The following is a 12,308-nucleotide window of genomic DNA, read 5'->3' on the forward strand; positions in this document are numbered from 1 at the left end:
ATTTTTTACCCCACCCTAACCCTCCCCTTGTAAAGGGGAGGGAACTGGATTTTTATTGTTTCCCCCCTTTACAAGGGGGGACTAAGGGGGGTAGCAATGTGATGAAAATTACGGAATACCACTTTTCAAACATCCTCTTAGCGACTTTGCGCGAAACAAAAATAAAACAAAGACGCAGAAAACACCCCCCGTGCCTCCGCGTCTGTTGCGAGAAAAAAACCCTTAAACCATCTCAGCAGTTTGCTGCGCTTGAGGCTGGAACATAAACAGAGAATAAACCACATCACGGCGGATATTCACCATCATATCCAAGAACAACTCATAACCCTCACTCTTATACTCAATCAGCGGGTCCTTTTGCCCATAACCACGCAAGCCAACCGACTCACGCAAAGCATCCATTTGTTGCAGATGCTCCCGCCACAAAGTATCTATGCGTTGGAGAATAAAGAACCGTTCCGCTTGACGCATTAAACCCGGTTGAATTTGGTCAATTTGCGCTTCCTTCATATCATAGGCAATCCGCGCTTGTTCATGGAGGAACGCTTTAATTTCCGGTACTCCCATATCCTCCAACTGTCCAGACTGCATATCAGCCAACAGGTAAACAAACTCCTTCACCTTATCTACTAACTTTTCTAACTCCCATTCTTCCGAAGGTAAATCAGGGTTGATGTAATAATCAACGATGTCGTCCATCGTTTTTTCTGCGTATTTTATCACCTGTTCCTTCAAATCCTGACCTTCCAACACCCGGCGACGTTCCGCATAGATAGCCCGCCGTTGATTATTCATTACCTCGTCATACTCAAACACCTGTTTGCGGATGTCGTAGTAATAGGTTTCCACCTTTTTCTGTGCGCCCTCTAAGCTGCGGGTTAACATACCCGATTCAATCGGCATATCTTCTTCCACTTGGAAAGCATTCATTAAGCCAGCAACGCGATCGCCCCCAAAGATCCGCAATAGGTTATCCTCTAAACTGAGGAAAAATCTTGTCGTTCCAGGGTCGCCTTGTCTGCCCGCCCGTCCGCGTAACTGGTTATCAATTCGTCGTGACTCATGACGTTCCGTTCCAATAACGTGCAAACCGCCTCTGTTGACAACGTCATCATGTTCACGGACAGTAAATTCTTCATACTCGTGCTTAATCTGCTGGTAAGCTTCCCGCAATTTCTGAATTACCAGGTCATCTGTCGGGGCTTTTTCCGCCGCCACAGCTACCTTCTCTTCTGCTTCCAATTCCGGTAAACTGCGCTCACCATAAGCCTTCACAGCCACCTCTACAGCCGCTTTTAAAAGCTGTTCTGTTTCTTTTCTTAATTGGGTGGGGAAAATTTCTGGAGAAGCCCGCCAAGTTTTCACCTTTTTACCAGGAACAAAGCCTTGTCCACCACCGCTACCACCCATAGGTAGACCCGAAGCCCTTTGTACGCCAAATTCATCATCTTCAGGGCTAACAATGCGAGGCATAAAGTATTCCCGCAGTTTCAACCGCGCCATATACTCAGAGTTACCACCCAGGATAATGTCTGTACCCCGTCCTGCCATGTTCGTAGCGATAGTTACAGCCCCACTGCGTCCAGCTTGGGCAATAATTTCCGCTTCCCGTTCCACGTTTTCTGGTCTAGCGTTAAGTAACTCGTGGGGAATTTCCATTTCCTTGAGGAGTCGGCTGAGAAGTTCGGACTTTTCGACGCTGGTTGTCCCCACTAACACAGGTCTACCATTTTCGTGCATTTCGGCACATTCTTTAGCGATCGCTCCCCACTTCCCTGGTTCAGTCTTAAACACCATATCAGACAAGTCTTCCCGTCTTCTAATCCGATTGGTGGGAATAATCGTCACTTCCCGTTTGTATATCTTTTCAAATTCCACTTCCTCAGTTTTTGCCGTTCCCGTCATTCCCCCCAACTTGGGATAGAGCAAAAACAGATTTTGATAGGTAATTGTCGCCAAAGTTTGGGTTTCTGGCTGAATTTCTACGTGTTCCTTGGCTTCAATAGCTTGGTGTAAACCATCACTCCAACGCCGTCCCGGCAGTACCCGACCTGTAAATTCATCTACAATCACAATTTCGTCATTGCGGACAATATAATTCACATCTTTGAGAAATAATTCCTTAGCCTTAATCGCATTAAACATAAAATGCGCCCAAGGGTCTTCTGGGTCAAACAAATCTGTCACACCCAACTGATTTTCCGATTCGGCAAAACCCTCATCTGTCAAGAGAACGTTACGATCCTTTTCATTAACTTCGTAATGCTCATCTTTTTTGAGACTAAAAGCAATTTCTGCCGCTTGTAAGTATTTTTCCGTTGGTCTTTCCACCTGACCAGAAATAATTAATGGAGTTCGAGCTTCGTCAACTAAAATCGAGTCTACCTCGTCAATTACACAGAAATTAAACGGACGTTGTACCACCTCAGCCATTGAAGTAGCCATATTATCCCGGAGATAATCAAAGCCTATTTCGCTGTTGGTGACATAGGTAATATCACACTCATAGTTTTTTTGGCGCTCACTGGGGGTCATAGTGGACTGAATTAGCCCCACACTTAACCCTAAGAACCGGTGTACCTGACCCATCCATTCCGCGTCCCGACGCGCCAGGTAATCATTGACGGTAATCACGTGGACACCTTTACCAGTCAGGGCATTTAAATAACTTGGTAGGGTAGCTACTAAAGTTTTCCCTTCACCAGTTTTCATTTCGGCAATTTGCCCAGTATGCAGAATTATCCCACCCTGAAGTTGCACATCAAAGTGTCGCAATCCTAAAACACGCCGTCCTGATTCCCTAACCACAGCAAAGGCTTCCGGTAAAATATCATCTAGGGTGTCGCCATTGGCCAACCGTTGTTTAAACTCGACGGTTTTCGCTTTTAACTGTTCATCAGACAGCGGCTTAATATCTTCCTCTAAGAGGTTAATTTCTGTAATGTAAGGTTGGTATTTTTTAAGTTTACGAGCGTTGGGATCGCCCAACAAAAGTTTTAGCATGGCAGTTTATAGAATTAAATCAAGGGAAATGGAGATTTAAGCTTTAGCTATATAATTATAGACTTTGAATGTCATTGGTAATTGGTAATTGGTCAGTGGTCATTCGTCATTGAGAAAATTCTTCTTCCTAAACTCCTACCCCTACTTCCATTCTGGACTAAGGCTGCGGAAGTCGTACTTATCAGCATTAAAATGACAACTCACACAACTACCCATATTTATAGGAGTGGGTAATTTGACACCAGGATGCAAAGCCTTGAAATAACGAGAGTCCTTGAGACGCTAGGGTGTTGTTTCTTCCTGTAGTTGCACACGGGAAAAGGTGTAAAGATATTTTGATACTAAAAGATGTTCAAGTTTGCCTAAAGGCTTAATTTGTACGCCATAGTGCTGGGAGTCTTGTAAAAGGTTTTTCCAAGTTTAACTAGGAAATACAGCCGGTGGTAATGCGATATGACAAGATGAGCAGTTTTCTAAATACAGTTCTTGTCCTGGTTGGTATTGTGTTGGTACGACATCAACAGTTCCAATTGAGTCTACAGGATTTGCACCGCGAGCGCTGGTAGCGAATCCTAATATCCAGCCCATGGCCACACTCCAAGCAAAAATCACCAGCATGACGATAAGTAGTTGGCGTTTTAGTCGGCGGTGGGATTTGCTTTTTGCTACATTTGACATAAGGTTCTCAGTTAGGAGTTCAGACGGAAGAATTAGATCAAATTAGGAATAGTCTCGAATCTGGGAAGGTGATAGATTTTTGATGGAAGGGGGAAGGCAAAATTTTGATAGATGAAGTATGATTTTTTATCGAACTTCTTGCACTTCTCCCAACCGTGTAAAGCGGATTTCAATTCGTCGTCGAGTGACATCCTCTTTCCGCGCTATCCCTGCAAATTTTCCATTTGGTAATATTAATTGTGCCGCAGAATAAGCACGAAATGATAGTCCAGATAGTTTACCTTGTTTTTTCTGGATATCACCCAGCACCTTCACAACTGACAAAGCCCGCATTAATCCCAAATCAGCATTAGAACCAGCTTGTAGTTTTCCTACTTTTAAGTTACCACTAGCTACATTTTCTAAATTTACATCTAAATTACTGATTACTTTACCATTAGCTTGTCCGTCTGTATGTCCGATTATTTCTACTACATTAATCCCATATTGTTTAGTTCTAGCTTCTATTTCTGGTACTATTTGGTTAAATATATAAGTTGACATTTTCGCAGGAATTTCCGCACTACCGGAAGCAAATCTATAATCACCTTGATCTTTAATAACTATGATTGGTGGTGTATCTGTTGACCCCGGATCTTTAGTGATTTGTGATATGATAATGGTTAAAAACAAAAATAAAACCAATATCATAAACGCATTAGACATTAAATCAGTAAATGCTGGCCAAACGTTTAGATCTTCATTATATTCTGTGTAGCGTGAACGACGAGCCATAATTGCAATGTTTTATTTTTGTAAATTTGTTAGTCAATTTAAACAGTAGGGTGTGTTAGCGCCAGCGTAACGCACCTTATGTATCGGTATTTGTGTCATCAAGTTTTTGTTGATATTTCTCAAGATTCTTGATTAATAGCTCCAAACCTTTAATATTAGCATCAAAACCCTTCTTGTTGATATTAGTTTGTCTGTCAATTCCTTGAATAATGGTATTACTCACATTTTGATATTCAGCAATTAGTTGAGAATTATTATTCTCTAATAATTTCATCAGTTTTTGATTATTAGCATCTATTTGATTAGATGCTATACTAGTAGCAGTATTCACATCATTTGTATATGTTTTCACAGTTTTTAATAACTGCTCAATAGTTGTGATTAATTTATCAAAACTATTAACTTTATCGCGCACTCTTTGATCTAAATCATCCAGTTTATTAACTGCTTTTTCATAACTATTAGCTCCTTGCTGAAGTCCGGGAATAATTTCAGTGAGAAGATTTTGGTTATTTTGATGTAAGTCTAATACCTGAATTGAAGTTTGGTTCATAGCTTTTATCTCTTCAGATAAACTAATTAAACTCTGACTAGAATTTTCAGTTTCCGCTGCAACTTTGCTAATTAATTCCGTTGTATAAGTTTTCACATTTTCTAATAACTGACTCATAGCTGTGATTAATTGATCAAAATTATTGAACTTATCTCCCACTCTTTGATCTAAATCATCGAGTTTATTAACTGCTTTTTCGTAACTATTAGCTCCTGCATGAAGTTGGGGGATAATTTCACTAAGAAGATTTTGGTTATTTTGATGTAATTCTAGTACCTGAATTGAAGTTTGGTTCATAGATTTTATTTCTTCTCCTAAATTAATTAAACTCTGACTAGAATTTTCTATTTCAATTAAGGCATTTATAATCAATTCCGTTGTTGCTGCTAAACTTGTAGCTGACTCAGAAAATTTTTGTTGTGTATTACTCAAATCTACAACAGCTAATGATAATTTGAGAGGAAACTCACTTTGATTAAAAGTTTCAGCAGACTGTTTAAATATTTGAGATGTTGTATTTAATTCTGTCATGGAATTTTGAAACTCATTAGCAGCACTAGATATAGTTCCAGCAGCGTCTGTAAATTTTTCATAAACTTGTCTAGCTAAATCTGTAGTTTCTTTATTCCCGTCAGCAATTTGTTTTGCGACTTTTCCCATAGATTGTTCTACAGCTTTTCGCACTGTTTCCCCAAAGTTTGTTAAAAATTCATCTTGCTGGGATACCATTTTATTAACTATTTTATCAAGACGGGTATCACCCTGCACTTCAGGAAAATATACATTATCTAGATAATCTTCTAAAGAACTAATTAATTGATATTTTGCAAAACTAGTATTCCAGATACCATTGGATATTGTTAATATAGAACTCAAGCAAATTCCTATCAAACTCGTACTAAATGCAATACTCATTCCTTGTAATGGTTTCTTTAGTTCAGAGACTAAATTATTAATATCACTAGCATTGGTTTGATTAATCGTTTGACTAAGGGTAGATAAATTAATAGTGATACCTAAAAAAGTTCCCAGTAACCCAAAAGCTAACAGTAAATTTGGCAGAATTCGACATAAATAATCTATTTGTTCACAGGTAAATCCCTTGATTGTTTCCTGACTATAAATCTGGTCTATTAATGCTGCTGTATTTACCTGTTCTAATTGTTTACTAGCTTGTTCAAATCTAGCTTCTAATGTTTGGATAATTTTCGGTTGTCCTTCCGCTGATCCTGTTTTGATTAATCTTTGGACTTTATTAGTCAAAAGTATTAAATAGCGATAAAGAGATATGCGAAGAAGAATAGTAACTATAGTAACTATAGATAGGATGATGAAAACTAAGTAAAGTAGTAATAGTGGCATAAAAATGACCTTTGGTAGTGCAAGAAGTTTGTGAGAATTGGGTAGATATAAACTACCCATGAAAAACTATAATGGATATTGCAGAAAGATTTTTTGTTTTTCTCGCTCGTATTCTTCTGGAGTCATAAAACCCTCATCTAAATCTTGTTTAAGCTGCTCTAATTCTTGTCGTCGTCTTGAACGATTATCAGAAGAATTAGCAACTATTTCCCCCACAATAGATTTTTGAGTTCCTGTATTGTTTCTTGGTAAAATTGACTTTGTGTTTATAAATTTTGCTTCCATTTTCTTCAAAAAACGATTTATAATCCCCTCCCTTGTATTATCGTTAGTATTCCTTGTATCTGTATATACTCTTGTCTTATAGAGAGAATTAGGACTATCTTCGGAAATTCTGGTCAGCTTATCAGGAAATTGACGCAATTTGGGTAAATATTCATTTTCCCATAATGTTGGATTATTTTCCATTTCTAAAATTGTATTATCCAAAATTTGCTTTAATGCTTCAGTCATATTGGGGTTACTAGCTAGATATTCCAAAGATTCTATCCAAATTCCACTCAAGGAAACAGTATCATAACTATTCTGAAAATGGTCATAATATTGAAACTCTAATTCTTGAGTAGCATGATTTTCTGCTAACAGTTCTAATGCTAAACAAGGATAAAAAATATTTTCCACTTCTTCCATTTTTCCAGCATTAGGTGGCATAATATCAGGAAAGGATATACGATAATCATTATGCAAAAAAGATGTCCCAGAATTTTGTTCTCGTAAATATGGGTTTCTCATTCTTTCCAAACTACTAATTAATCTCAACGGAAACCCTGCATACTCATTCACAATTAGGATTTCATCATCTGCTTGTATTGCTTTTAAAACACTTGTGGAAATTCCCAATTCTTGTGTTAGCAGTTTTTTAAACTCTGTTACATCTGATTCATCTATATCTTTAGATCCTACTAATTTGCTACTCTTAGCATCTTCGTCTCGGAAATAAGGATCATTCAAATTTAAACGCAAAAGTGGTTGAGCTTCCTGTATAATTTGCGCTAAACGAGTTGAACGCGCACCTAATGAGTATTTTTGCATGAAGCGTTTAATCACGGAATTGACGATATTTCTACCACGAAAAGCAAATAAACTATCAACTTTCAAGTCAATTTTTTCTTTTAGCTGAGAATAAGTAGTGCGTTCCATATTCAGGAAAAATCCTAAAGATGCTCCTCTATCGGTTTCTTTAGTAATTTCTGAACTTGCTAATATTAATTGAGGACGACTATCATTTTCTGGTATCATTGTTTGATAGCAAAGTTCTATATCTTCACTGTCAAAAATTGCCTCACCACTCATTTCATCAAAATTCAATTGTTTTAATTCTCGTTCCTCTTTTTCATAAGCACTTTCTAAGTCCTCTACTAAACTACTAAAAGCTGCAATTCGCTTTTCTTTTTCTTGAACTTGCTTTTGTAATTGATTGACAATTTTTAAAGTTTCTTGCAATACAGTTAATTCAAAATTATGCTTGATAATTTTGTAAACTTCTTGCATCACTTTTTTGCACTCCTCCTGAAATGGAATGTTTTTGAAATCAACAAAGGGAATACCTATTTTATTTTCCATATCTTCAATTGTTTTTTCTGCATTATCCCATTTTCTTTCTACATCTTCTAAGCGCTTCATGCCTCCAAAATCGGTAATTTTCTCCTGTAAATCCCCTTGATATTTATGTAATTCGTGTCGCAGAGAATCTAACCAATTGCGTGTATTTTTAATGGAGAAATTAGGATCTACTGGTGTGAGTAATTGCATCACATAATCATCAATATTCCCATTAAGTTCTTTGGTAATCTTAGGAGCAGCTTGCATTAATTTCGTCAACCAATAACCGCGACTGCTCTCTGTTTCTCCTGGTTGCACTGTGCGAAATTGTTTATAAAATTCTGTTGCTAATTGCTGACGGATATTAGTGCGGTCATCCTTGTTTTTACATTCAGCAATTAACCGGGATAATTTATTTTGCCAAGTTTTGAGACTATTACTAAAGGTCTTATTAGATTCTTCTACAGACTCTGCTAATTTATTAGTTAAACCATCTCGTTTTCCTAAGTCATTATGCCAATTATGTTGAATTAAAAATTGCTCAAGTAAGTTAATAGGATCTGGACTTTGACCTTTACCATTTAACCAAAACCTGACTAACTCTAAACCTACCTTTGTTAAAGCAATTTCAATAATAGTATCACGAGGAAAATAAATTGCTGACAGTCCAAATGTTAAGTATCTTTGGGTGTTACGACGAGGATGTTTATCTGATTCAATCATTTTTTCTTTAAAATTATCCCTGTTGCTTTTCATTACAGGTGCTAATTCACCTGAAAAATCAAGAGCAATCTTATGAGCAATCACATTACATAGTTTACCTTGTGTCAGAATCTGATATTCTCCTAGCGTTTTATTAGAAATTAAATAAGTATAGTCAAATGGCTCTTTTTTATTTTGTACAATTACCGAATTTTCAAGATCATAAACTGCTTCAAAAGTTGTACCGGGAGTGCTGTAATAATTTAATTCTTTCAGAGCCGCGTAAGTATTTGTAATCATTTTGTTGCTATTGTCATATAAATCAGGACTAATCACTAAATAGGCAAAAATTTTAGCAGTTTCATCTCTATAGATATCTCTAAGGCTATAAGCAACATCTAAAAACATCCCACTTCCTGTACCACCACAGAGAGAACCAACAACAAAAATATTTAACCCTGGTTCAATTCTTAACCCCGATTTCAGCAAAAAAGATTCGTGTCCTCTCGTTCGGTTTTCTGCTGTTACAATTGATGTTTTAATTTTTTGGTAGTTGTGAAAAAAGGCTAGTCTTCCTACAGGTCTTATACATTTTGCTCCGTCTTCAATTGCTCCAACATCTTGCAATAACCCAGAAGGAAACCATCTTCCAATATGATCATAAGGTCCATAATTACTATATTCCGAACGCCGTTCTAGTCCTTCTACAAACATGGTGACATCTCTTGATGACATGGTAGCACTGACTTTTTCAGATTGTTTAAAACTTAAGTCAACACCATGATAGGTACTTCCTGTTCTAATCCCTGTGACTTGTGTTGCTGCTTTATCTGTGTCTATATGAACAAAACTGACAATTGGTAAGTTATTTAAGTCTCCATAACGGTCAACAATTAACCGTCTAATTCGCATTAATACATCTCTACCAGTTCCCCCTAAACCGATGCAAATTGTGCGATTAATTCCTCTAGTTTGGTTTTCCTTTGCAGATGCTTGAGTCATGATGTTTTTCCCTATAAACTATTTCTTGATTTTGATAGATATTTCGTATTCTCTCTGGCGTGAATCTGGGCAATTTAGGGTAAATTTAGAAGTTGATATGAGAGTTCGTGATGTAACTTTTTTATTGTTAAGTTCAATTTTTGTATCTTCTGTGGGAACTAAATAAAGTTTTTCTCCTTTCCGTTCTAAATATGCTTGTAATTCTCCACCTCTAAAGTCAATAGAATGTATACAGCTAGGATCATATTCACCAATAGCAATTTTTTTATTATTTGGTAATCTACATATTCGTTCTTCATCTTCTCCATCATCTTCTAACTTAATTCGTACCTCCCATTTTTTTTGCAATTTAGCATATTTTAATATACCCCCTACCATTGATGCAAGTATGAATAATAAAATTAAACTTGGTAGCCATAGCTGTTTGAATAAATAAGGATTAACTAAACAAGTTTCTTGTCCTCCTGGTACTGGTGTGCAAACTTCTTGAACTGTAGGATTAATGTCTACTACAGATAATGTATAATCTTTATTATCTTGGTTTTTAATGATGAGCGATCGCTCTTTGAATGATAAAGCCTTAATCCAATTCTGTCTTTCTTGACTTTCCGGTGATGTCGCAATTCTAAAAGGACTATTAGCAGGAGTTTCTATCCAAACTTCGGAAGTAATTCCTGGTTGAGTAAATAACGGTGCATCAGTAATCCAAACAACCGATTGCGGCTTAATTAGTTGATTTTTGGAAACTCGATTTTGATTAATCTGGGCAATACCTTGATATACTATTAACTCTGCTCTTTGAATATCTGTTCCATAGCGGTTAGGGTCAGAATTAAAAGGAATTTTCGCTAATACTTTATTAATATTTTCCGAATTTTTATCTCTAAAATATATGGGTGTTCCTAATGGATTTTCAACAGAGATAACGGCATCAAAAACCAAATTTTGAGCAAAGGGAACAACATAAACAGAATCACCAGGTTTGAGACTGTCTTCAACTATTTGACGTAAATGAATCCGACCTTGATCATTTAAACCTACACTTTCCGTGATATCAATAGCTAAAACCACATCACGTTTACCCCCACCCCACAGGGATACTAACTGTAAGCCATTTCTTTGCGTATCAGTCAGTGGTTGTCCAGGGGTAATTTTTGTCAAAGTCACAAACCCTATAGCCCATTAAATAGTGTGTATCAGAATTATTACACAAAGAGTCTTAAAGTTTTCGTCTTTACGCCTTGACGCGAAACATAATTTATATAGCTATTATGTAACGCCGTCATATCATATCATGTATACTTCTTATTGATTATCAGTTAATACAAATCCACAATTGTTGAATCCTGCAATAAAACTTTACAATCTTTGCGTTTTACCCTCAACCAGCATCTCGTATTAAGACAACTTTACATATCGTTACATACCTTTGAATTTTTCTGTTCCCTGTTCCCTATTGCCTCTTTTAACGAGTGAATTTAATTTTGTCTGACAAAAGTTCATAGACTTTCTAGATAGCTTAAAAGGTCTGCCATTTCTTGAATACTGGGCTGGAATTTAGGCATAGGCGGAGTTTCACCGCTAGTTACTTGATGAATTAGTCCATAGCGGGATTTATATTTGGAGATTTCATGTAAACTCGGACCAACTAGTCCATTTCCTTCTAAACCATGACAACCAGCACAGTTGATTTGGAAAATAGCTTTTCCCTGGACTGGGTTTCCCTGGAGGGATAGAACACTTTTAACATAAGGATCAGAGGCTTTTACTATCTCAATCCCAAACAGGATTAATGGGAGGGCTATCAGCATCGCTACGGTGAACATAACGAACTGTTGAATTAGGGTTTCAGGTTTGATGAGCTGGTTATCCAAAAGGGTTGCTTTGACAATGTGCAAGTTTTCATTTCCTACACATAGCTTAAAATTTCTTGATGGTGTTCGCAAGTACAAATGATAATTTTTATAAGGGAAATGCCGAAAACCCTTGAAGATGTAGCTGACTTAGTCAGCTACATCTGTGCTTTAGACAAGGGATGAAGGCTAGAGGCTTTCCTTTATCCTGCATTGACATTAATTTAAAAATTTGAAATAATTTCAAATTATAATCCATATTCGTGAGACAATTAAATTGTCAGCAAAGACATTAAAAACCTACCGGGGGACTCTCGGAAAGTTACGCTTGTCAGAGATGATTCTGCCAGTAATGGCAAACAGGATCAGGGCAAGAACCCAAATATTTAAGGAACCCTGCCTGAATCTGGGATAACTGAGAGATATAGACTGAAACTCTCTATAGAATCCCCGCGTCTTTAGACCGGGGAGTGTCAACTAGTATTTAGATTTAAAACTGTTATGGGATGGGGGATTATTGCCAAATTTGGTAAAATCAAAAACAGGACACGAATCTTTCCATAATTACAACAAGGAGCTTTACAGTGGTTGAACCCCTACTATCAGGTATTGTGCTTGGTTTAGTTTTTGTAACTTTAAGCGGATTATTCTACGCTGCTTATAGACAATACAAACGTCCCACCGAATTGGGCGGCTGATATTGATTGATGAGTTGGGAGTGAGGAGTCAGGAGTCAGGAGTCAGGAGTCAGGAGTCAGGAGTCAGGAGTCAGGAGTCAG

At 37.2% G+C, this 12,308-nt stretch carries 7 protein-coding genes and 1 pseudogene; 1 reads left to right on the top strand and 7 read right to left on the bottom strand.

Features of this window, described 5'->3' with window-relative positions; genetic code table 11:
* Positions 1 to 222 precede the first annotated feature (222 nt).
* The 7 genes and pseudogenes from secA to PN450_RS05750 all read right to left on the bottom strand — a co-directional run bounded on the left by secA (position 223) and on the right by PN450_RS05750 (position 11,550).
* On the bottom strand, positions 223 to 3,003 hold the full coding sequence (gene secA / locus PN450_RS05720; protein WP_271835686.1) for a preprotein translocase subunit SecA: 2,781 nt from the start codon (positions 3,001 to 3,003) through the stop codon (positions 223 to 225).
* Positions 3,004 to 3,144: 141 nt separating this feature from the next.
* Positions 3,145 to 3,681: pseudogene (locus PN450_RS05725) on the bottom strand (cytochrome C).
* A 126-nt stretch (positions 3,682 to 3,807) separates the two neighbouring features.
* The gene (locus tag PN450_RS05730; RefSeq protein WP_271835687.1) at positions 3,808 to 4,455 is read right to left on the bottom strand and encodes an OmpA family protein; all 648 of its coding nucleotides are present in this window, start codon (positions 4,453 to 4,455) and stop codon (positions 3,808 to 3,810) included.
* A 76-nt stretch (positions 4,456 to 4,531) separates the two neighbouring features.
* Positions 4,532 to 6,370, bottom strand: coding sequence for a hypothetical protein (locus PN450_RS05735; RefSeq protein ID WP_271835689.1), 1,839 nt, complete (start codon positions 6,368 to 6,370; stop codon positions 4,532 to 4,534).
* 66 nt (positions 6,371 to 6,436) lie between these two features.
* Positions 6,437 to 9,676: a tubulin-like doman-containing protein gene (locus tag PN450_RS05740; protein ID WP_271835690.1), complete on the bottom strand. Its 3,240-nt coding sequence runs from the start codon at positions 9,674 to 9,676 to the stop codon at positions 6,437 to 6,439.
* An 18-nt stretch (positions 9,677 to 9,694) separates the two neighbouring features.
* Positions 9,695 to 10,843 carry a VWA domain-containing protein gene (locus tag PN450_RS05745; RefSeq protein ID WP_148763117.1) on the bottom strand — a complete coding sequence of 383 codons (1,149 nt, stop codon included), beginning with the start codon at positions 10,841 to 10,843 and terminating at the stop codon, positions 9,695 to 9,697.
* Positions 10,844 to 11,175: 332 nt separating this feature from the next.
* Entirely contained in the window at positions 11,176 to 11,550 is a 375-nt protein-coding gene (locus tag PN450_RS05750; RefSeq protein WP_041458229.1) for a c-type cytochrome, read from the bottom strand.
* A gap of 563 nt (positions 11,551 to 12,113) precedes the next feature.
* Between PN450_RS05750 and petG the strand changes: the two genes are divergently transcribed.
* Positions 12,114 to 12,227, top strand: coding sequence for a cytochrome b6-f complex subunit V (gene petG, locus PN450_RS05755; RefSeq protein WP_015078754.1), 114 nt, complete (start codon positions 12,114 to 12,116; stop codon positions 12,225 to 12,227).
* Positions 12,228 to 12,308 lie beyond the last annotated feature (81 nt).

The sequence above is a fragment of the Dolichospermum lemmermannii CS-548 genome (genome assembly GCF_028330815.1).
In the GTDB taxonomy this organism is placed as follows: domain Bacteria; phylum Cyanobacteriota; class Cyanobacteriia; order Cyanobacteriales; family Nostocaceae; genus Dolichospermum; species Dolichospermum lemmermannii.